Raw genomic sequence first — 21,290 nt, 5'->3', positions numbered from 1 at the left:
CCGGCGCCGGATATTTCACGCGCGCCGGAGATCGGCGCCGGGCTTGCCTGTCCGGTGCCCCGAGCTACGGAGAGGAAGCCGGGCACCGGAGCCTGTTGGGTTAGGTGAAGGCCACGCCGCCGCGGCTGACCTCCTGCCGCTTGGGCTTCTTCTCTTCCTCGGCCTTGTAGATGGCGGTCGCCATGTCGGCCGCTTCCTGGTGGTGCGGGAACCACAGTTGCCCACCGGCTCGGATACCGGCGAGGTAGAACTCGGCCAGCCCTTCGGGCCGATGCTCTCCCAGCCCGTTGCGGACCGGCCGCGGATCGCGCCAGATGCCGCAGTCGATGACGCCGACGGCGTACCCGCAGCCGGGCGGGGTGAGCTTGAGCCGCAGGTCGTACAGGGCTTTCAGTTCCAGCGCGCTGCGGTCGAGGCGAGCGATGCGCTCGGCCTCCTCGTGGCGGCCGTCGAGCACCAGCGCCGATAGGTCGCCCTGACCCTGCCCTGCCTCGGCGACGGCGTGCAGGTCGTCGATCAGCGGCTCGGCAAGGGCGGCGAGCTGTTCGGTCAGGTCATCGCACGCGGCGTGCAGGGCCTTGCGCAGACCGCGGCCGGCCACATTGTGCGCGGCGGTCCACCCCGACAGCTTCTCCTTGGCGATGACGCGATCGGTGGCCGCGGCATTGATCTCGGCATCGCCGACGCCTGCCGCGTACAGGGTGGACACCAGGTCGGGCGCGGGCGCCTCGGGCTTGCGGGCTGCGAGCGCGTCCAGCCGCTCCCGAGCCTCGACCACATTTGCAGGGAGGGTTACTTTCCGGATCTCGAGCTGTTTGCACAGTTCGACCGCGCTGCGATGCGCGGCGACGCTCTCCCACAGCTGCGCTGCGCTGTTCATACGCCCATCCCCTGCCTCATGCCGTTACGCAGCATCCGCGCCGCTCGCTCCTTCTTCGCGTCCGGGCTCGGCTCTCGTATTTCGGATGGTTCGCGCACCGACGCGGCAAACGCTTCCCACTCCGGCACGGTCATAGACGCGCAGTAGGCTGCGGCGGCTTCACGCAGGATCGTCAGATCGGCCACGTCCCTACCTCCTGTCTGTATCGGTCGACATCGGTCCGCCGGAACACCCACCGGCCCCCGACGAGCCAGCCATCGAGGTCGGCCGCGAGGCGTTGGGCCTGCCGTTTGGAGCATCCGAGGATCGCTGCCGCTTCACGGGTACCGATAAGGTTTTCGGCTGTCTCCGAGTGTGATCCGGCGCCGCTGGCGTCCTGTCCGGTTACGGACTGCTCCACCGCCGCTGTGAGTGCCGCGCGGTGACGGTGTAGCCAATCGGGCACCGGCTGCGCATGCTGCTGCCGGGTACGGATCACCTCGGACGCGCAGTAGAGCGCGGCGCGGATCTCGTCGTCGGTCATGCGCTCGCCTTCCTCGCCCGTTTCGGGCGGCCGACCGGCAGCGCCGGATTGCGCACCACACCCGCCCATACGCCACTCGCCGCGCCGTCGAGTTCCGCGGCCGCGGCATCGCACTGCACCAGGACCGGGCAGAGGCGACAGATCCGCGCCGCGACCTCATGCCGCGCGGTGGCCTGCCGATCGCTCTCGCCGCTGCGGTGGTCGTCGAACAGCTCCGGCCGGCCGACGCACGCGGCGCCGACGAGCCGCTCGTCGAACAGGCCGGCCAACCACTCGACCGCGACCGGCCACTTGCCCTTGCTCATGACGCACCCCCGGTCATGTTGGTGAGCAACATGGTTGCGGCCTGCCCGTGGTACCGGCCGCGGCAGGCGCACCGGCACCCGCGCGGCCCCGACACCGCGGCGATGCATCCGGGCGTGCACCAGTGGCGGCGCAGGATGTCGGCGGCGGTGGGGTAGGACGGTAGGACGCCGGTCCTACCCGGTTCGCCCTGGTCAGCAGGTAGGACCGATTGTCCTACCGTCCTACCCCTACGCGCGTCGGTAGGACGTTCCGTCATGGGTGATCACCCCCTCGGATTCAAGCTCGGCGAGTTCGGCGTCGAGCCGGTCACGAAGGGCGGCCCGCAGGTTGTTGCGGAGGTCTTTCCGGGTGGCCGACCCGCGGCGGTCGAGGCACCGCAGTACTGATCCCCTGATGCGGTCGCGGTCGCGGTCCTCGGCGCGGTCCTCGAGGATTGCGGCCTCGGTTGCTTTCACCTCGGCGCGCGCTCGTGCGGCTTCGCGGGCCTGCTCGGCGACGGCGGCGACCATCTCGTCGCGGGTGCGGTCGGATGCCCGGATGATGGTTCCGGCGAGCTTCCAGTCTTCCGTGGTCACCTCGGGGCGTTCCTCAAGGATCGCCAGGGCGGCGGCGACCTTGGCGCGGGTCAGCATCTTGTGCCCGTCGAGTTCATCGATGTCGTCCTCGCGGACACGCGCCCAGTGGTAGCGGTTGAACTCCTCGCGCACCTCGGGCGGGAATCCCATATGCACCTGCTCGGCGGTGTACCGCTTCACCTTCACCTCAACGGGTGCCGGTGTCGCCGGAGCATCCTCCGGGGCGTCGTGGTCGTACACGGTCAGGTAGAGGCACCGTTGCGGTGTGCCGCCCGCCGCATCGCCGAACAGCGGCCCCGACCGGAGTGGTTGGGCGCCCATGATCAGGCAGGCCCGATACGCATGCGCCGCGACGATCGTCCGGGTAGCGCGGTTGGCGTTGGCAAACCCGATGGCCTCGCCGGAGTACACCTTGCGCAACTCGGCCATCAGCGTGCTGCCCTGCCTGCCGCCGAGCGCGACCAGGGTGTCTATCTCGGGCGCGGACAGGATTGCCCGCGTCGGCGGGGGCGGGTCCGACTCCTTCGCCGATGGCATGTAGGTGCGGGCGAGACCTTCGCCGCTTCCGATGGGGTACTCATCTGTGACGATGGCGCCGAGCCCGTCGGCGAACTGGACCGCGTGCCGGGCCACGCCTTCGGCGACGCCCTTGCCACCCCCGGACTTTCCGACCAGGACCACGAACAGATTCAGCGACGCCGGAACGCCGGTCAGGTCGGGCAGCATCAGATTCGGCTCGGTTGCCGCGATCGCACGCGCCAGCACGGCACCGAGTACGGCCCACGGGCCTGCTCGACGGGCGCGGGCGTAGGTGCGGATGTGGTCGAGAATCGGGCGCGCTGACCAGAACTCCTCGATCGGATCGGGTGGAACCTCGGCCGCGTTCGCGTAGATCGACGGGCGTTCGGTCATGGGGTCGCCTTCCTTTCGGCGCTGGCAATGGTCCGTTCGACCTCGATCGCGTGCAGGCCGGCCGATTCGGCGGCCGCGGCAAGGTCGGCGCGGATCTCGGGCAAGATCCCCTCAGCCGCCGCGGTGCACGCGGCCCAGAACAGGACCGAGTTCCTGTTGCCCGAAGCAGCGGTGGCCACGGTGCGCACCAGGCCGGAACCACGGTCACCGCGGCCGTGGTTGGTCAGCGCGGCGGGACGGCGGACCGGCGGCGCCAGCAACGGCCGTAACCACCGCGGGGCGTAGGCGATCGGCGCGGCGTTGATCCACTCGTAGGTCGCGCCATTGGGATGCAGCGACGGCGGCACGACCAGATACCCGCCGCGCGACTTCAGATCCACACCGGCGCACAGCTTCCCGCGCAGCGGCCCCGGCTGGCGCAGCCAGATATGCAGGCCACCGGAGCCGGTAACGGCCGTCCACGTCTCGGGCATGCCACGATCGCCGACCAGCTCGGCGAAGTTGGTGTCGCCACCGTCGCGCGGGTCGATATCGACCACGACCACACCGGCGGGTGGGCGTATCCCGATGTTCGCGTTCGGCCAGCGTCGCCACCACGCGACCACCTGCTCGGCGTCGGAGGTCGCGTCCTTCAAACCGTGCGCGGAAAGCGGGATCTTTTGCTGTGCCCGCAGCGGCAGCACCTCGAGCCCGGCCCGGGTGTACTCGAGCGCGTGGGCGCCGAGCGTGCCGCCGGTGAACTCCAATCCCTCGGGCGCCGCTTCGATCAGCCCGGCTTGGATAAGCCGCTGGACGATAGGCTGTACGTGCGTGTTGGTCACTGCGTGACCTCCTTTCCGAAGGGCGCCCCACCACACGGGGCGCCCTTTCGCATTGGTCAGGCGCAGTCGCGGCAGTGGATGGTCAAGGGCGGCACGGGATACGGACTGACGGCGACCAGACGGCCGCAGTCGTCGCAGGAAACCGGGTGTTCGCCGTCCGGGATCTCGCGCATGGTCCGCACCACCGGCACCCATTCCGCGGCTCGGCGCGCGATGCGGTCGACCGGCGGCTCGTCGTCGAACCACCGTTGCCACGGCACGCCGAGCACGTGCGCCAGCCGGATCGCTCTGGGCACCGTCCAGTCGAGCCGACCGTCAACGAGTCGCCGGAACTCATGCGGGTCGATGCCCAAGCGCTCGGCAAGATCGGCGTCGGTGCGCCCGGACGCGGCTACGTCGCCAGCGATGCGCGCGGCGACCCCGGCGGCGTAGTCGGCAGCCTCGTCGATCAGCTCGAGGTCGTCGGGAGCGAACGTGTGCGAGTCGGCCAGGCCGTCGATCCACGCGACGATTTCCACGCGGCTGACGGTCACGCGCTCGCGGGTGCTGCGGACGCGCCAGCGGTCGCCGGGACGGAACGCGGCGGTCGGGTTATCGTGGTGCAAGGAATCCTCCTGTGACTGGATGCGGTTCTGATTGGCCCGGTGAGCGGCGGCCACCGCTCCCGGGCCGTTCTCGTTGTTGTCGTCGACCATCAGGCGACCTCGGCGTCAAGCTGCTCGATGAACTCCCGGATCGCGCTTTCGGGGACCAGGCGGCGGCGGCCGACCTTGACCGACCGAATCCGGCCGGCGCCCATGAGCTCGTAGAGGTAGCTGCGGCCGATGCCGAGCCGGCCGCAGGCTTCCGGGATTCGGTGGAGTCGTTCTTGCTGGTGAGACATTGCAGCCCGTCCTTTCTTTCAAGCGCAAGGGATCTTGCACCTGATATGGACGGTAGACGAGCCACCCGGACGCGTCAAGCGTTGGAAATCTTGCGCGGCGGCGATATCGTGCGGGGGTGGCCAAACTCGACGACGTGATACGCGCCCGACTCATCCAGCTACGAAAAGAACGGGGGTGGACACAGGCACAGGTCGCCGTCGCCGCTCGCGCGCTAGGTCTGCAATGGACGCGCTCGACAGTGGGAGCCATCGAGGCGGGTATCCAGCGCGTCGACCACCTGCTCGAGGTTGCGTCATTGTGCGCAATATTCGGCCTACCCGTCGGCAGCCTGCTCGATGGCGGCGACGATATCGACCTACCGAACGGCGACCGCGCACCCCTGAGCCAGATACGCAAAGCCCTTGCCGGGCAATATAGTTCGGTTGAGATCAAGACCGAGACCTATGTCGAGCAGCGGATCGGCGCAGAGGACCCCGACGAGCTCGAGCGCATCGGCAACCGCATCGGCATTGACCGGAACCTGCTGCGCCACCTGTCCGAGGAAGCGTTCGGGACACGGTTCTTTCTCGCCGAGCGCGACAAGCGCGCAGGTATCACGGCCGACACTCCCCCGCGGTCAGCCCAGGCGAAACGTGGCCACGCAACCCGCGGGATGCTCGCCGAGGTGCAGGCCATCATCGACCGGGACGGGATCGACGCCGTGATGGACCGGCAACGCGCAGCAGCCGAACAGTCGTTTCGCGATATCGACGAGATGATGAGAGGCGGCAGCGATGCCTAGACAGCGACTCGCCCCCGGCGAGTGGGGGAAGATCACGACCGCCGCGGCCGGCCCCGGCAAGTTCACCGCGACGACCTACGTCCGCGATGCCGACGGCAAGCGGCGCCAAGTCGAGCGCAGCGGACGTAGCGAAGAGGATGCCCGCCGGAACCTGCTGCGGGAGTTGAAGGACCGCACCGCACCGACTGCGGCCGCGACGGTCAACGACAAGACCACCTTGGCGGAGCTGTTCACCACGTGGCTCGCCACCAAGAAGAAGACGAAGCAGCAGACACGCGACCTCTACGCGCAGGTGTGGAAGGTGCACGGAGAGCAGCAGATCGGCGCGTTGCGCATCCGGGAGCTACCCACCAGCCGCGCCGAGCGGCACATCGAACAGGTTGCGGCGAAGGCGCCCGCGCAGGCGCGGAACCTGCGGGTGATCCTGCTGGGCATGTTCGCGCTCGCCTGCCGGTATGACGTCCTGCCGGTGAATCCGATCCGGGAAGTAACCCGAGCGGCCAGCGAGCGCACTCCGGCCCGTGCCCTCACCCCAGACGAGTTTGCGCGGGTGCGGGCTGCGGTCCGCGCGTACGCCACGCGACGCGAGGGTGTCGGCGGACCTGTTCCGGGCCGACTGCTGCCCGCGTTCGTGGATGTCATGGCGTCGACCGGGGCGCGGCCGAACGAGGTGCTGGCGCTGCGCTGGAGTGACGTCGATCTGCTTGCCGATCCGCCGACCGCGACGATTACCGGGACGCTCGTCGACCATGGCCGGGTCAAGGGCAAGGCGCTGCACCGGCAGGACATTCGCAAGGGCGGGGCGCCCGCGCATACCGTGGTGCTCCCCCGGCTCGCCGTCGAGGCCCTTACCGGTCTGGTCGGTGAATCCGGGATCAATGGGCCGGTGTTCGCCAGCCGCGGCGGCGGGTGGGTCAGCTTGGCGAACCTGCGCCGGTCGTTGCGGGCAGCGCTCGCCGATCAGGACGGGCTCGGGTGGGTGACGCCGTACAGCTTCCGCCGAACGGTGGCGTCGGTGATCCGCGACGAGCTCGGCCCGGCCGGGGCGCAGCAGCAGCTGTCGCACGCGAAGCTGTCGACCACCGAGCAGCACTACCTACAGCGGCAGACGCATGGGCCGGACGTGCGCGCGACCTTGGATCGGTACGCCGCGGGAATGTAAGGGCCGGAATGTAAGGGGAAAGTAAGGGATTCGGGCCGGTCGACGCCGCCAACGAGAAAGCCCCTCACCTGTCGTTGCAGGTGAGGGGCTTGGTTTTGAGCCGCCTGGGGGAATCGAACCCCCGACCATTTCATTACGAGTGAAGCGCTCTACCGACTGAGCTAAGGCGGCGTGCCTTTCGGCGTCGCGAGTCTATCGTCTCGAACGGCGGAACGCGAAAACGGGTGCTCGGAGGACCGGACAACGGGGGCCGACGCCACCGACTAGCCGGACTGGGCCGCGATGAGCGCGGCGACCATGGCTGCGAGGGCGAAGCGGGGTTTGACGTTGAGGTCGAGGGCTTCGCGGCAGGCCAGGACGGCTTCGAGGGAGCGGAGCAGGCCCTCGGGCGGGACGCGGTCGGCCAGGTCGGTGATCTGGTCGGCCAGGTCGGGGTGGGTGAGGGTGACGCCGTCGGCGCTGGGTTTGCGGCGGGAACGGCCCGCAGCGGTTCCGGCGGCGAAGCGGACGGCGAGGGCGTCGCGGTAGACGCCGGCGACGTCGATCAGGGCGCGGTCGAGGGCATCGCGGCCGGTGCGGGTGGCGCGGGATTTCTGACGGCGTTCGAGGTCTTTCAGGACACCGGCCGAACCGCGGGTGGCGCTCGCGGCGCCCTTACCGGTGCCGCCCGCGCCCATGGCGGTGGCGAGTTCTTCGCGTTCGCGCTCGTCGCGGTCGGCGCTCATCTGCTTGGCTTCGTCGTCGGCGGCCTTCACCAGGTCGTCGGCGGCGGCGTAGGCGGCGCCGGGCCGCGACACCGCGGAGACCAGGGCGAGGGCGCGCTTGCGGTGTTCACGGGCCTCGGCGTCGGTGGCGAGGCGACGAGCGCGGCCCACATGGCCACCGCTGACCGAGGCTGCCCATTCGGCGGTCTCCGGATCGAGCTGGTCGCGGTCACGCAGGACCTGCGCGATCGCGGGCACCGAGGGCGTAACCAGATGGACGTGCCTGCACCGCGACCGCAGGGTGACCGAGATGTCCTCGGGATCCACCGAGGGCGCGCACAGCAGGAACACCGTGCGGTCCGGCGGTTCCTCCACCACCTTGAGCAGCACGTTGCCCGCGGCTTCGGTGAGCCGGTCGGCGTCTTCGATCAGCACCACCTGCCAGCGGCCGGTACTGGGGCGGCGCGCGGCGATCTGCACGATCTCGCGCATCTCCTTGGTGCTGATGCTCAAGCCTTCGGGAATGACGCGGCGCACGTCACCGTGGGTGCCTGCCATGGTGGTGGTGCAGGCATGGCAGTGGCCGCAGCCGGGCGTGCCCGGATCGGTGCATTGGAGCGCAGCGGCGAAACACAGGGCGGCGACCGATCGGCCCGAACCGGGTGGTCCGGTGAACAGCCACGAATGCGTCATCGCGCCCTCGACGGACCCGGCGCGCGCGGCGATCGCGGCAGCCGTCAGCTCGGATTCGACCGCATCCTGGCCGACCAACCGATCGAAGACACCCGCCACGCCGTACACCCTAGCGGCCGCCACCGACAGGGTCGCCGGGCGCTGGCTGACCCTGCGTCGGCGGCGGCGAGCGCCGACCGTCACGCATTCAACCGGCCGCTACGGGGCTGTGCCCGATTTCAGCGCGCTCGGCAACACCACACATCGCCGACCCGCGGCAGACCGGCACCGAGCTTCCAGCCCCGGCCCGAGACCACCCTTCCGCTAGTCCGAAACCGCCTTAGCCGCAGACTTCTTAGCCGGCGCCTTCTTGGCAGGGGTCTTCTTCGCCGCCGTCTTCTTCGCGGCGGTGGACTTGGCGGCGGTCTTCTTCGCGGCCGCCTTCTTGGTGGTCTTCTTCGCCGCCTTCTTCACCGGCCCACGCGCGCGGCGATCGGCCAGCAGCTCGGCCGCCCGCTCGTCGGTGATCGACTCGACCTCGTCGCCCTTGCGCAGGCTGGCATTGGTCTCACCGTCGGTGACGTAGGGGCCGAAGCGTCCGTCCTTGATCACCATCGGCTTACCGCTGGCCGGATCGTTGCCGAGTTCGCGCAACGGTGCGGCGCTGGCGGCCTGCCTGCCACGGCGTTTGGGCTCGGCGTAGATCTTCAAAGCCTCGTCGAGCGTGATGTTGAAAATCTGGTCCTCGTCGGCCAGCGAACGGGAGTCGGTGCCCTTCTTCAGGTACGGCCCGTACCGCCCGTTCTGGGCGGTGATCTCCTCACCGGAGGCCGGATCGGTGCCGACCACCCGCGGCAGCGACAGCAGTTTCAGCGCGTCGTCGAGGGTGATGGTGGCCAGATCCATGGATTTGAACAGCGATCCGGTGCGCGGCTTCGGGGCCGCCGCCTTCTTCGCGGTCTTCTTCGCCGGTGCGGGCTCTTCGGCAGGTTCCGGCAAGATCTCGGTGACGTATGGGCCGAAACGTCCTTCCTTGGCGACGATTTCGTGCCCGGTGGCCGGATCGGTGCCCAACGACCGGCCTTCTTGCGGCGTCGCGAACAGCTTCTCGGCAACCTCGGGCGTCAGCTCGTCGGGCGGCAGATCGTCGGGCAGGTTGGCCCGCTGCGAGATCGAATCACCTTCCGGATCATCGGGATTGGTGACCATCCGCTCCAGGTACGGGCCGTAACGGCCGACTCGCACCACCACGTCACGGTTTTCGGCATCGGTGAACAGCTTGATCGAGTTGACCTCGCGGGCATCGATGTCGTCGAGCCGATCGCCGACCATCTTCTTCAGTCCACCCGAGCGCGCGACGGAGCCGTCGGCACCGTGATCGCCGCCGAAATAGAAGCTGGACAACCAGTTTCCGCGCTGCTCGCGACCGCCGGCGATGGCGTCGAGATCGTCTTCCATGGCCGCGGTGAAGTCGAAGTCGACCAGCCGGCCGAAGTGCTCCTCGAGCAGGCCGACCACCGCGAACGCCACCCACGACGGCACCAGCGCACTACCGCGCTTGTAGACGTAACCGCGGTCCAGGATCGTCTTGATGATCGAGGAATACGTGGACGGACGGCCGATGCCGAGTTCTTCCAAGGCCTTGATCAGCGAGGCTTCGGTGTAGCGGGCGGGCGGATTGGTGCTGTGCCCGTCCGGGTTCAACTCGACCGCGGTGACGCCCTGGCCCTCGGCGAGGGCGGGCAGGCGTGATTCGGCGTCGTCGGATTGGCCGCCCGCCTCCTCGTCCACACTCTCGACATAGGCCTTGAGGAAGCCGGGGAAGGTGATGGTGCGGCCGGAAGCGGAGAACACGCATTCCTCGCCGGTGCCCGCGACGCCGGTGATCCGCAGCGTGAGCGTGGTGCCCTTGGCGTCGGCCATCTGCGAGGCGACGGTGCGCTGCCAGATCAGCTCGTAGAGCCGGAACTCGTCGTTGTCGAGGCGGGCGTGCAGCTCACCCGGGGTGGCGAAGGTATCGCCGGCCGGGCGGATCGCCTCGTGCGCTTCCTGCGCGTTCTTGACCTTGCGGTTGTACTGGCGGGCCGTCGGATGCACGTATTCGGCACCGTAGAGCTGGGTGGCCTGCGAGCGGGCCGCGTTGATGGCCGACTGCGACAGCGTGGTCGAGTCGGTACGCATGTAGGTGATGTAGCCGTTCTCGTACAGCCGCTGCGCCACCCGCATGGTGCGTTCGGAGGTGAACCGCAGCTTGCGGCCGGCCTCCTGTTGCAGCGTGGAGGTCATGAACGGCGCGTACGGCTTGCGCGAGTACGGCTTGGCTTCGGCGGAGGAAACCACCAGGTCGGCGCCGTCGAGCGCTTCGGCGAGCCGCCGCGCGTAGGCCTCGTCCAGCACGACCACACCCGAGTCGGCCTTCAGCTGGCCGTCGGAACCGAAATCGCGGCCGGAGGCAACGCGGGCACCGTCGACATTGACCAGCCGGGCGCCGAAGGTGCGCGGGTTGCCCACCTCGCCGGTCTCGCCCGCGTCCAGCTTGGCGGCGATATCCCAGTACTCGGCCGACCGGAACGCCATCCGCTCGCGCTCGCGGCGAACGATCACCCTGGTCGCCACGGACTGCACCCGGCCCGCCGACAACCGCGGCATGACCTTCTTCCACAAAACCGGGCTGACTTCGTAGCCGTAGAGCCGGTCCAGGATGCGGCGGGTCTCCTGCGCATCGACCAGGTCGCTGTCCAGATCCCGGGTGTCGGCGGCCGCGGCCTGAATGGCGGGCTCGGTGATCTCGTGGAACACCATTCGCCGGACCGGAATCTTCGGCTTGAGGGTTTCCAGCAGGTGCCAGGCGATGGCCTCGCCCTCGCGGTCGGGGTCGGTGGCCAGATAGAGCTCGTCGGCGTCCTTGAGCAGGCTCTTGAGCTCGGTGACCTTGCCCTTCTTATCCGGGCTGACGACATAGATCGGCTCGAAATCGTGATCGACGTCGACGCCGAGACGCGCCCAGGGCTGGCCCTTGTACTTGGCGGGCACATCCGCCGCGCCACGCGGCAGGTCGCGGATATGACCGACAGAAGCCTCCACCGTGTAATTGCGACCCAGATAGGGCGCGATTTTGCGGGCCTTAGTCGGGGACTCGACGATCACGAGACGTCGCAGGGGACGGCCCTGGTCGGCTGCACCGCGGTCTCGTGTTGCCACCGGCGAATACACCTTTCCTTCTCGACCCGCGCGCCGCTGTTCGCGTTCGCACGGCTAGGGCAAATGGTGGCGATGTCGTATATCGCTACCAGACACGTTTATACCTTGACGCTGCGCGGTCGAGTGGTTGCGATCGAACCACCGAGCGTACGCGCTATCGCGGTTCAGTATGCAGTGCCCCGGTCCGGCCGTCCCGCGCGGCGGGGGCCCAGGCGGCGGAACCTACCCCAGATATAGCTCGTCCCTCACCGCCGTTACCGGTGGTGAGGGACGAGCTGTGGATGAATGCGAGCTCAGCTGAGCGCGCGAACTCCGGTGGCCTGCGGGCCCTTGGTGCCCTGGCCGACCTCGAACTCGACCTTCTGGTTCTCCTCGAGGGTGCGGAAGCCCGAACCCTGGATCTCGGAGTAGTGGACGAAGACGTCAGCGGAGCCGTCCTCGGGCGCGATGAAGCCGAACCCCTTCTCCGCGTTGAACCACTTCACAGTTCCCTGTGCCATTCTGTTCCTCTTCTTTTCTTACCGGAACGGCGGACAACTGGGTTCGTCCACCGGGCCCGTTCCGACCGCTGTACTGTTGGTTCCCCCTGCAAGGAAAGCACCAAGTACATCGTTCGCAACATCGATCCTGCCGACGGTTTGGACTTTGGATCCGTCCCTCGAACACAGAAGCTTGCGACCAGGAACCAGTGAACCATGTCTCTGCGCAATTCAACAGCGGAGTTACCGACAATTTGCAAAAAACTTGATCTTGCGAATGCGCAGGTGAGGGACACATTGGGGGAATCCAGACTTCCGGTACGTTTGCCCCCCGATAACCGAGCGAGCATCTGGCTACCGGGCTGTGACCCAGGTCGCTATTGGGTATCGAATTGGCAGGTAACGCTCTCCGGACGCACACGTTTCACACTTTCCCGACACGCCGGAGGTCCGATCGCGTGAATCCGGCAGACCGGACGAGCCGTACAGCGACCGCGAACGGCGAAAGCTACGGGCGATCGTTGCTGAATCGTGTCCGAACGCAGGGCGCCGAGAGGGACTCCCGGCTGACCCACGTGGCCGAACTGCCGGCCCGGGCGGCCCGCGTCGTCGACTGGCCCGCGTGGGTGCGCCCGGAAGTCGTGGCCGCGCTCGGCGGCATCGGCATCACCGCGCCGTGGTCGCATCAGGTGAGCACTGCCGAATTCGCCGCCGGCGGGCGGCACGTGGTGGTGGCGACCGGCACCGCGTCCGGGAAATCGCTGGGATATCAGCTGCCGGTGCTGAGCGACCTGCTCGACGATCCCAAGGCCACCGCGCTCTATATAGCGCCGACCAAGGCGCTGGGCGCCGATCAGCTGCGGGCCATCGGCGAACTCACCCACGACGGCCCGCTGCGCGATATCCACGCCGCGACCTATGACGGCGATACGCCCGGCGAGATCCGGCAGTGGGTGCGGGCCAACGCCCGGTGGATCTTCACCAACCCGGACATGCTGCACGTGGGCATGCTGCGCTCGCACAAGCGCTGGGCCAGGGTGCTGCGCAGGCTGCGCTATGTGGTGGTCGACGAATGCCACGCCTACCGCGGCGTCTTCGGCTCGCATGTGGCGCTGGTGCTGCGCCGGTTGCGGCGACTGGCGGCCCACTACGGCGCCGATCCGGTGTTCGTGCTGTGCTCGGCCACTACCGCCGATCCCGCCGACGCGGCGTCGCGGCTGGTCGGCGCGCCGTGCGTGGCCGTGACCGAGGACGGCTCGCCGCGCGGTGCCCGCACGGTCGCGCTGTGGGAGCCGCCGCTGCTGACCGCCGTGACCGGCGAAAACGGGGCGCCGGTGCGGCGGGCCGCGAACTCGGAGGCCGCCCGGATCATGGCCGATCTGGTGGTCGAGGGCGCGCGCACGCTCACCTTCGTCCGGTCCCGTCGCGGCGCCGAAGTGGCGGCGATGGAAGCCCGCCGACTGCTGGCCGAGGTCGATCCGGACCTGGTCGAGCGGGTGGCGGCCTACCGCGGCGGGTACCTGCCCGAGGACCGGCGCGAGCTGGAGGCCGCCATCTCCGACGGGACGCTACTGGCCGCGGCCACCACCAACGCACTCGAACTCGGTGTCGATATCGCCGGGCTGGACGCCGTGGTGATGTCCGGATTTCCCGGCACGGTGGCCTCGTTCTGGCAGCAGGCCGGACGTGCGGGCAGGCGAACCCAGGGCTCGCTGGTCCTGCTGGTGGCCCGCGACGATCCGCTCGATACCTACCTGGTCCATCACCCCGAAGCGCTGCTCGACAAGCCGGTCGAGGCCACCATCACCGATCCGACCAACCCGTACGTGCTCGGTCCACAGCTGCTGTGCGCGGCGCTCGAACTGCCGCTGACCAGCCGCGAAGCCGATGAGCTCGGCGCGGGCCCAGTGCTGGCCGATCTCGCTGGTCAGGGGCTGATCCGGCGCCGCGAGAACGGCAGCCCGGATACCGCGCGGTGGTACGTCACCGCTGATACGCAGCCGCATGACGCGGTGGACGTCCGCGGCGGGATCGGCGCGCCCGTCGCGATCGTCGACGGCGAGTCCGGCAGGCTGCTCGGCACCGCGGACGCCGGCCGCGCCATGGCGACCCTGCACGCGGGTGCGGTCCACCTGCATCAAGGCGAGACCTACGTGGTGGACGAACTCGACCTCGACGGCGGGGTCGCCTTCGTCCACGCCGGCGACCCCGGCTGGACCACCAGCGCGCGCCAGACCACCTCGCTCACCATCGACGCGATCCTCGACCGGCGCGCGTACGGTTCTGTCACCACCGCGTCGGCGCAGGTCACCGTGACCAGCCAGGTGGTCGGGTATCTGCGCACCCTGCCCACCGGCGAGGTCCTCGACCTGGTGGAACTCGACCTGCCGCCGCAGACCCTGCCCACCAAAGCCGTGCTGTACACCGTCACGCCCGAACTGCTCGAGCGCGCCGGCATACCTGCGGCGCGGGTCCCCGGCGCCCTGCACGCGGCCGAGCACGCCGCCATCGGTCTGCTGCCGCTGGTGGCTACCTGCGACCGCTGGGACATCGGCGGCGTCTCGATCGCCGGGCACCCGGATACCGGACTGCCGACCGTGTTCGTCTACGACGGCCAGCCGGGCGGCGCCGGGTTCGCCGACCGGGGCTTTGCCCAGCTCGAGCGCTGGTTGACCGCGACGCTGGCGACCATCGACACGTGCACGTGCACGGCGGGCTGCCCGTCCTGCGTGCAGTCACCCAAGTGCGGTAACGGCAACAGCCCGCTGGACAAGACCGGCGCGGCCAGACTGCTGACCGCCGTGCTGGCCGAGCTGCGATCGGCGCAGGTGACGGCCGCCCACCCGAACGGTGACCCCGCCGCGCCCGAGGCGTGACCGAGCGGTCATCTCCGGCGACGATGCGGGCCAGAAGCCCGGCCGGCGGACCGAGTAACTGGGTTCGCCTGCAGGGTCCGATTAAAGAGGACGGTTCTCATGTTAACTGGTGCATAGCCATGACCTTTCATGTATCCATATGCGGATCTATTCATCCCTTTTCCGCGCGCGCCCGGAGAATTAACAGCGGCGCGGTATTAATTCATCGATAAGAAATGGGAATACTGGCCGTTAACAAAATGGCGGAGGTGCCATCACGGGAGTTCTTCGACCGGTCCCGCGCGTGCTCTCGCACGTACTGTTCGGTCGCCCAGCAGACCCATTGGTACTTTTCCTTCCACGGTTACTACGACGTCCCACTCCGCGACCTCGCACCCGCGAATCGTCATCCGCATCCGGCGCGCGATCTCACCCCCTTCCGCACAGGCCTCCGCCGCTCCGTAGACCAGGGCACCGGCCGCCGCCAGGGCAGCCAGATCAGCCGCCGCCTGCGCCCGATGCCGAGCCACGACGGCCGCGCCGACCTGTCCCACCAACACCGTCAGCCCCAGTAGGCCGGCCAGCGCCAGCGCAGCGAAGACCGTCGCGGCCCCGGCTTCGCCCCGCAGGGACTGCGGTGCTCGCGCGCGGCCCGCCCGGAATCGGGGTTCACGCCCGCTCATGATTCGGCACCCGGTTCCGGAGCCGCGACGGCTTCGGCCCGTAGTTCCAGCAGTGGCAACAGTGGCGTCCCGGCGGTGACGGTGGCAAGGATCCGCGTGCCGTCGCGGCGGACGACGATCTCGGCGCCCGGCGGGGCGATGGCGCGGGCGGCCGGTATGGCGCCCGTAGAGTCGCCCCGGGCGGTGAGGCGGGCGGCCTCACGGGCAGCATCGATGCAGCGCACCTGGGTCGAGGCCGCCAGGAGTGCGCCGATGCAGGCGACTACGGCCACGACGATCGCCGCCAAAGCGATCGCCGCCTCGACCGTGACAGCGCCGGTGTCGTCACCGAGAATCGGTGCGCTCCAACGCCGCCCGTGCATCGCTAGACGTTGGTGTTGAGTGCGCGATCGATGATCTTGGTCAACGCGTCGACGATGCTGTCCCCCGTTACCACCGCGTACAGCACGGCGCCGAAGGCCGCAGCGGCGATCGTGCCGATGGCGTATTCCGCGGTGCTCATGCCCTGGTCGTCGGCCATCAGGTGGTAGAGCCGGGCCCGCATCACCGCACCCGCCGCACGCATGCGGTGGACACCGATCGAGCACACCGCGCCGATCTCCGGCCGCGCCGGCCTCTCGATTCGCATGTTGTTCCCCTCTCCTGCGAGCCCGCGCGGCGAGTCCGCGCGGGAACGTTTCCGATACCGGCGCCGACGCCTGTGCCGTCAGAGCAGCCCACCACCGAGCACGCGGCCGGCGAGGCCGATGATCACCGGGACGATGCCGAGGCAGATGAACGCCGGCAGGAAGCACAGCCCGAGCGGGCCGCCGATCAGCACTCCGGCCCGTTCGGCCCGCGCCGCGGCCGCATCCTCCACGGCACCGCGGCGCTGTTCGGCCAGCTCGCCCACGGCCACCGCCAGCGACGACCCCGAGCGCGCCGAGCGCCGCGCCAGCCGCGCCAGCGCCGCGATCTCCCCGGACGCGTCGGTCGCCTCCTGCGCTGCCCGCTCCCACGCCGTCGCCGCATCGGCACCGAGGGCCAGCAGATCGGCGGCCCGGCGCAGCGGTTCGGCCAGCACGGCCGGTGCGCCGGGTACCACCGCGTGCACCGCCGAGGCGATCGGCATGCCCGCACGCAGGCAGGCCGCCAGCAGATCGAAGACCGAGGCCGCCGCCAGTGGGTCGACTGCGCGTCCGCGCCCGGAGCGGGCAAACCGGCGCTTCGTCTCGGGCTGCGCTGCCGGGCGCAGCCGGCGAGTGACGACCAGCCGCCCCGGTAGCAGCAACAGTGCGACGGCCAACAGCATCGAAGCGATCGCAGCGGGCGATCCCATCGCCGACCTCCTGGTACACAGTGGAATTCGACCGATTCACAGCAACACCCTTCGAGTGATCTCGTCCGACCACAGCAGCCCGGCGCAGGCCAGTGCCGTGCCCAGCGGGAGCAGGATCGTCCCGGCGGGCGCGGTGAACAGCACCTCCAGCGGCGCCGCACCCATGAGCTGGCCGAGACCGACGCCGAGCAGCGGCAGCCCGGCCAGCACCGTCGCCGTCGCCCTGGCCCCGGCGAGCGCAGCCGTTGTCCGGCCACGGAAGCGAATGCGGCCGATCAGATCCGCGCGGGCCGCGGCCAAGAGTTCGGCGAGCGCGAGCCCGTGATGTTCGGCGACGCGCCAGGCATCGGCGACCCGGTCGAGCTCCGCGGCGATCACCGAATCCGGCCTGCGCAAACCATCGGCCCCGGAGCCGCCCAGCCTGCTCCGCGCGGCGCCGATGGCGAAGGCTTGCGCGGCAAGGCCTTTCGCATCACCGGAGGCGGTTTCCGCGGCGAGGCTGGGGTGTGCGCCCACTCGGAGTTCGCCGATCACCGATTCGAGCGCGTCGAGCAGATACCCGCATTCGGCGGCATGGCGGCGGTCGCGCCCGCTGCGCCGCCCGCGGAAGATCAGTGTCGCCGCGAGCAGGACGGCCGCCGTCAGCGGACCGATGCCGAGCACGACGGCACATCCGCATGCCAGCACGGCCACGACACGGAACATGCTGTCGCGATTCGGTATTCGCGGCTGCCCGGCCGCGCCGAACAGCTCCGCGAAACGCCGCCGTGACACCGCCACCGGCGCTACCAGCAGCGCGAGCACCAGACACACCAGCGCGCCGATCATCGCCCGAGCCGCTCGCTCAGCAGCCGGTTCAGTTCCTCGGCGGCCGGTGCGGCGGCGCCGTCGGCACGCCATGCCGCGCTGATGCGGACGTGGCCGGTGTCGTCGCGGCGGACCAGCCCGATTTCCTGGAGACCGCGGGTGCCGTCGGCCCGGCGGTGCACGTGCAGGATCACCTGGACGGCGGCGGCGAGCTGACTGTGCAGGGCGGCGCGGTCCATGCCGCCGAGGGCCGCCAGCGCTTCCAGGCGGGCGGGCACCTCGCCCGGTGAGTTGGCGTGCACGGTGCCGGCTCCGCCGTCGTGCCCGGTGTTCAGGGCGGTGAGCAGGTCGACGACCTCGGCGCCGCGCACCTCCCCCACCACGATCCGGTCGGGGCGCATCCGCAGCGCTTGGCGGACGAGCTCACGCACCGTCACCTGGCCGACTCCCTCGACATTGGCGGTGCGTGCCACCAGCCGCACCACATGGGGATGCGGCGGCGCGAGCTCGGCCGCATCCTCGACGCAGATGATGCGTTCGGCGGGATCGACAGTTGCCAGCAATCCGGACAAGAGCGTGGTCTTGCCCGCATATGGGTTGTGGCACACTTATTTCATGACCACCAAGAAGGCCACCACCGGCAAGCTCTCTATCCTTCGCATAGCCATCTACCTGCGCATATCCCAGGACCGGAGCGGCGAAGGGCTCGGCGTCGCGCGGCAGGAGGACGACTGCCGGAAGCTCGCAGAACAGATCGCAGCTCAGGCCGGAGCAGTGGCGCACATAGTGCCGTTCACCGATAACGACATCTCTGCGAGCGCGTACACCCGGAAGAAACGGCCCGAGTACCGGGCGATGTGCGATGCCATCGGGCGTGGAGAGATAGACGTGGTGGTCGCCTGGCACGACACGCGGCTCATCCGGCAGATGCGAGAGCTGGAGGACTTCATCGACCTCATCGACAGCCGCCACGTCGTAGTTCACTTCTGCAAGGCCGGGCGGTGGGACCTGAAGACTGCGAGCGGGCGAATGCAAGCCCGGATCGGCGGCGTGGTGGCACAGCACGAGAGCGAACTGAAGTCCGAGCGGATCAAGGCGGCGAGAGTGCAGCAGGCACAACAGGGAAGGTTCCACGGCGGTATCCGGCCGTACGGGTTCGAATCGGACGGCGTGACGGTGCGGCAAGCGGAAGCACGGGAGATCGTCCGCATGTACGAGCAGATCGTCGCCGGGGTGTCCATGCGCCAGATCGTCCGGGACCTCAACACACGGGAGATTCCCACGGCGCGGGCACGCGGCCCTTGGACCTCCGTAGCGGTGGGCGGCATCATCAAGAACCCGCGTAATGCCGGGCACAGCGTGCACAACGGGCAGATCGTGGGTAAGGCCGTGTGGCCCGCGCTGGTGAGCGAGGAGACATGGCAGGCGGCGGTTGGCGTGCTCCGTGATCCGGGGCGGCGCACCACACCGGGAAACACCCCGAAGTGGTTGGGGTCCGGCGTCTACCTCTGCGGCGTGTGTGGACAGGCGGAGCTGCGGGCCGGGGTGTCCGGGAGCGGACGCAGACCGTCCTACCGCTGCCGGAGCAGGGAGACCACCGGTCAAGGGCACGTGAGCCGCGATGCGGGGCAGGTGGATGCGTTGGTGGAGGAGACCATCGTCGCCCGGTTGGAGCGGCCCGATGCCCTGGCGCAGCTCTCCGCCGGGCTGGACTCCGGCGGTGAGGATATCGCCGCCCTCCGGCTGGAACAGACGGCGCTACGACAGCGCCTCGACTCGCTGGCCGATCTGTTCGCCGCCGGAGACATCGACGCGCGCCAGTTGTCCACGGCGAGCGGGACGATGAAGGCGAAGATCGCGGAGATAGACGCGGCACTGGCGGCGGCCGGTATGCGCTCCCCGCTGGATGAGTTGAAGGGCAAGGACATCCGTAAGGCGTGGTTCGGGACGAAGGAGGACCGCAGCGACGGTCTGAGTCTCGGCTCACGCCGCGCCATCGTGGACATGCTGGTGACCGTGACAGTGCTCCCCGCGCCGAAGGGGCGGCGGGTCTCCGGTGCGTACTTCGATCCGGAGTTCATCGACATAGCGTGGAAGCAGAGCCTCGTCTAGCTGGGCTGTTTCGGCGCTGTTTCAGCGGGCGGCATCGAAATGATGCCGCCCGATTTGTCCGTTCCTATCATTTCGATAGCTCTATCGCAGCCTTCCGGACCACCGCCTAGACTCGGCAGTGGATCCAAGTCGGTCCGACTACCGGACGGCCCCCAGCCCCTCGCGGTCTGGGGGTCGCGCCATGTCCGGAGCCGTTGCGCAGCTGCGCCGTACCGTCGATATCAGGGCGCGGCCCTCTGTTCGTCTCCTCTGGCGTATCGGGCCGCGCCCGTTCTCATCTCTCCGGCCGGTGCCGGGCGCGCTCTACGGCCCAGTTCTCGCGCGGTGCCTTGCTGATCTCGTAGAGGACGTTCGGCTTCTCGGCGAGGTCGGAAACCTTGGTCTCGGGACCAAGGTTTGCTGACCAAACCCCCGCGTCGTAGCGGAGCTTTGCCACATTCGAGTGGTCCTTACCCAGACGCCGGGCGTAGTCGCTGATACCGCCCGTCTTCCCACGACCACCGGCCGCTGCCGGGCGCGCTCTACGGCCCAGTTCTCGCGCGGTGCCTTGCTGATCTCGTAGAGAACCTTCGGCTTGTCGGCGAGGTCGGTAAACCCCAAACCGGAGTTTGACGTTTCTGAGTAGACCTCCCCCGCCTTACGGAGCTGGCCGACGTACTCGCCGGTCTTGCCCAGACGCCGGGCGTAGTCGCTGATGCCGCCCGTCTTCCCGCGACCACCGGCCGGTGCCGGGTCCGTTCGTAGCGTGAAGCCATGACGAACCCGCTGCCCCCGGTCGATTTCGAGGCACCGCCGCTCAATCCGTCCGGGTACGGGCTGTACACCGCCGCCACCGTGTTCGATCTGACCGGCCCGGCGCGGCAACTGGGCGGCGTGACCGTTCGGCCGTACAACTGCGACGACGGGGCCGGGACGTACTCCACAGACCTCTGCGACACGGACCCGGCAGTGAAAGCGGCCGGAGAGCGCGGCGCACCGTTGACGTTCTCTCCGCTGGTGGTGTGGGCGGCGAGTGAGTGCGCGCCGGATCAGACGGAGGCGGAAGTCATGGGCCGAGCTGCGCATACCCGCCGCCTCCATGAGCCCTTGCTGGTGGAATCCGCCTTCGCCGCCCGGCTACTGGCCGATGCCGGAGCGCCGACCGTCGTGCCGGACGTAGAGACGGCTGTGGGGATGCTCGAGGAGTTCTTGGGCGAACAGGGGTACCAGGGCTATATCCACGCCGCGCGCCGCTGGGCTGCGCCGCTCAGTGAGTACCGGTGGAACAACCAGACCGGCCCGTTGCGCCGCTCCCCGCTGGATCACGGGTACGTGTTCGGCGGCGGGTATGCGGACGCGCTCGGGGATGTCCTCATTGCCACCGGCCCGCTGTTCGTCTGGCGCTATGAGCCGTTCGAACAGGTGGTGACCACAGGGAGCAGTGGGACGCCGGAGCACAACAACAGCGTCTACGGCTTGTCCGAGCGCATAGTGACCGTGGCCTATGAGTGCGCCATCATGGCCGTGCAGATCGGCGCTACGCCGTAGCAACCATGCCCTTATGGGTGCGGTTGATCGGCCGTACGCCCGACAGTTGTGCCCTTATGGGTACGACTGGCCGGGACGGTAAACCCAC

General features: G+C 69.1%; 21 protein-coding genes, 1 tRNA gene and 1 pseudogene. 5 read left to right on the top strand and 18 right to left on the bottom strand.

Annotated elements, in window-relative coordinates; genetic code table 11:
• Positions 1 to 100: 100 nt before the first annotated feature.
• The 8 genes from NOCYR_RS01900 to NOCYR_RS01865 form a co-directional block, all read right to left on the bottom strand.
• Complete coding sequence (locus NOCYR_RS01900) at positions 101 to 880, bottom strand: hypothetical protein (RefSeq protein WP_014348667.1); 780 nt, start codon at positions 878 to 880, stop codon at positions 101 to 103.
• Positions 877 to 1,065, bottom strand: coding sequence for a hypothetical protein (locus NOCYR_RS01895; protein ID WP_048832616.1), 189 nt, complete (start codon positions 1,063 to 1,065; stop codon positions 877 to 879). Before NOCYR_RS01895 ends, NOCYR_RS01900 begins: the two co-directional genes overlap by 4 nt.
• A complete protein-coding gene (locus NOCYR_RS30105; RefSeq protein ID WP_014348666.1) occupies positions 1,053 to 1,403 on the bottom strand; it encodes a helix-turn-helix domain-containing protein in 351 nt (116 codons plus the stop codon). Before NOCYR_RS30105 ends, NOCYR_RS01895 begins: the two co-directional genes overlap by 13 nt.
• Entirely contained in the window at positions 1,400 to 1,708 is a 309-nt protein-coding gene (locus NOCYR_RS01885) for a WhiB family transcriptional regulator (protein WP_014348665.1), read from the bottom strand. Before NOCYR_RS01885 ends, NOCYR_RS30105 begins: the two co-directional genes overlap by 4 nt.
• A 228-nt stretch (positions 1,709 to 1,936) precedes the next feature.
• Entirely contained in the window at positions 1,937 to 3,196 is a 1,260-nt protein-coding gene (locus NOCYR_RS01880) for a hypothetical protein (RefSeq protein WP_014348664.1), read from the bottom strand.
• Positions 3,193 to 4,017: a bifunctional DNA primase/polymerase gene (locus NOCYR_RS01875; protein ID WP_014348663.1), complete on the bottom strand. Its 825-nt coding sequence runs from the start codon at positions 4,015 to 4,017 to the stop codon at positions 3,193 to 3,195. The genes NOCYR_RS01880 and NOCYR_RS01875 overlap by 4 nt, the downstream gene beginning before the upstream one ends.
• A gap of 56 nt (positions 4,018 to 4,073) precedes the next feature.
• Positions 4,074 to 4,712, bottom strand: coding sequence for a hypothetical protein (locus NOCYR_RS30235; protein WP_014348662.1), 639 nt, complete (start codon positions 4,710 to 4,712; stop codon positions 4,074 to 4,076).
• Positions 4,712 to 4,900, bottom strand: coding sequence for a helix-turn-helix transcriptional regulator (locus tag NOCYR_RS01865; protein WP_014348661.1), 189 nt, complete (start codon positions 4,898 to 4,900; stop codon positions 4,712 to 4,714). Before NOCYR_RS01865 ends, NOCYR_RS30235 begins: the two co-directional genes overlap by 1 nt.
• Before the next feature lie 116 nt (positions 4,901 to 5,016).
• Between NOCYR_RS01865 and NOCYR_RS01860 the strand changes: the two genes are divergently transcribed.
• Together NOCYR_RS01860 and NOCYR_RS01855 are read left to right on the top strand one after the other, a co-directional pair.
• Positions 5,017 to 5,682 (top strand): helix-turn-helix domain-containing protein, encoded by a 666-nt coding sequence (locus tag NOCYR_RS01860; protein WP_081505275.1) that lies wholly within the window; start codon positions 5,017 to 5,019, stop codon positions 5,680 to 5,682.
• Complete coding sequence (locus NOCYR_RS01855; protein ID WP_014348659.1) at positions 5,675 to 6,844, top strand: site-specific integrase; 1,170 nt, start codon at positions 5,675 to 5,677, stop codon at positions 6,842 to 6,844. Before NOCYR_RS01860 ends, NOCYR_RS01855 begins: the two co-directional genes overlap by 8 nt.
• A 98-nt stretch (positions 6,845 to 6,942) precedes the next feature.
• On the opposite strand, the gene NOCYR_RS01850 is transcribed toward NOCYR_RS01855, so the two are convergent.
• From NOCYR_RS01850 to NOCYR_RS01835, 4 genes are all read right to left on the bottom strand, one after another.
• Positions 6,943 to 7,015: transfer RNA gene (locus NOCYR_RS01850), tRNA-Thr, on the bottom strand.
• A 92-nt stretch (positions 7,016 to 7,107) separates the two neighbouring features.
• The gene (locus NOCYR_RS01845) at positions 7,108 to 8,340 is read right to left on the bottom strand and encodes a DNA polymerase III subunit delta' (RefSeq protein WP_014348658.1); all 1,233 of its coding nucleotides are present in this window, start codon (positions 8,338 to 8,340) and stop codon (positions 7,108 to 7,110) included.
• A gap of 204 nt (positions 8,341 to 8,544) precedes the next feature.
• Complete coding sequence (gene topA / locus NOCYR_RS01840) at positions 8,545 to 11,367, bottom strand: type I DNA topoisomerase (RefSeq protein WP_014348657.1); 2,823 nt, start codon at positions 11,365 to 11,367, stop codon at positions 8,545 to 8,547.
• A gap of 347 nt (positions 11,368 to 11,714) precedes the next feature.
• On the bottom strand, positions 11,715 to 11,921 hold the full coding sequence (locus NOCYR_RS01835) for a cold-shock protein (protein ID WP_011206895.1): 207 nt from the start codon (positions 11,919 to 11,921) through the stop codon (positions 11,715 to 11,717).
• Between the two features lie 500 nt (positions 11,922 to 12,421).
• On the opposite strand from NOCYR_RS01835, the gene NOCYR_RS01830 reads away from it, so the two are divergent.
• On the top strand, positions 12,422 to 14,776 hold the full coding sequence (locus tag NOCYR_RS01830) for a DEAD/DEAH box helicase (RefSeq protein ID WP_048833847.1): 2,355 nt from the start codon (positions 12,422 to 12,424) through the stop codon (positions 14,774 to 14,776).
• A 254-nt stretch (positions 14,777 to 15,030) separates the two neighbouring features.
• Here the strand turns inward: NOCYR_RS01830 and NOCYR_RS28080 are convergent, their stop codons facing one another.
• The 6 genes and pseudogenes from NOCYR_RS28080 to NOCYR_RS01800 all read right to left on the bottom strand — a co-directional run.
• Positions 15,031 to 15,438 (bottom strand): Rv3654c family TadE-like protein, encoded by a 408-nt coding sequence (locus tag NOCYR_RS28080; RefSeq protein ID WP_014348655.1) that lies wholly within the window; start codon positions 15,436 to 15,438, stop codon positions 15,031 to 15,033.
• The gene (locus NOCYR_RS01820; protein WP_014348654.1) at positions 15,435 to 15,800 is read right to left on the bottom strand and encodes a TadE family type IV pilus minor pilin; all 366 of its coding nucleotides are present in this window, start codon (positions 15,798 to 15,800) and stop codon (positions 15,435 to 15,437) included. Before NOCYR_RS01820 ends, NOCYR_RS28080 begins: the two co-directional genes overlap by 4 nt.
• A gap of 2 nt (positions 15,801 to 15,802) precedes the next feature.
• The gene (locus tag NOCYR_RS01815; protein ID WP_048833846.1) at positions 15,803 to 16,003 is read right to left on the bottom strand and encodes a DUF4244 domain-containing protein; all 201 of its coding nucleotides are present in this window, start codon (positions 16,001 to 16,003) and stop codon (positions 15,803 to 15,805) included.
• Between the two features lie 141 nt (positions 16,004 to 16,144).
• Positions 16,145 to 16,756, bottom strand: coding sequence for a type II secretion system F family protein (locus NOCYR_RS01810; protein WP_014348652.1), 612 nt, complete (start codon positions 16,754 to 16,756; stop codon positions 16,145 to 16,147).
• A 36-nt stretch (positions 16,757 to 16,792) separates the two neighbouring features.
• Complete coding sequence (locus NOCYR_RS01805) at positions 16,793 to 17,584, bottom strand: hypothetical protein (protein WP_014348651.1); 792 nt, start codon at positions 17,582 to 17,584, stop codon at positions 16,793 to 16,795.
• Positions 17,581 to 18,153: pseudogene (locus NOCYR_RS01800) on the bottom strand (ATPase, T2SS/T4P/T4SS family); the annotation flags it as partial. The gene NOCYR_RS01805 and the pseudogene NOCYR_RS01800, both read right to left, overlap by 4 nt.
• Positions 18,154 to 18,178: 25 nt before the next feature.
• Between NOCYR_RS01800 and NOCYR_RS01795 the strand changes: the two are divergent.
• Together NOCYR_RS01795 and NOCYR_RS01790 are read left to right on the top strand one after the other, a co-directional pair.
• Entirely contained in the window at positions 18,179 to 19,675 is a 1,497-nt protein-coding gene (locus tag NOCYR_RS01795) for a recombinase family protein (protein ID WP_048832609.1), read from the top strand.
• 753 nt (positions 19,676 to 20,428) lie between these two features.
• Positions 20,429 to 21,202: a putative Gp13 gene (locus NOCYR_RS01790; protein ID WP_014348647.1), complete on the top strand. Its 774-nt coding sequence runs from the start codon at positions 20,429 to 20,431 to the stop codon at positions 21,200 to 21,202.
• Positions 21,203 to 21,290 lie beyond the last annotated feature (88 nt).

The organism is Nocardia cyriacigeorgica GUH-2 (assembly GCF_000284035.1).
Classification (GTDB): Bacteria; Actinomycetota; Actinomycetes; order Mycobacteriales; family Mycobacteriaceae; genus Nocardia; species Nocardia cyriacigeorgica_B.
Note: the sequence above shows the minus strand (reverse complement) of the source record. Positions and strands in the feature narration are given on the sequence as shown.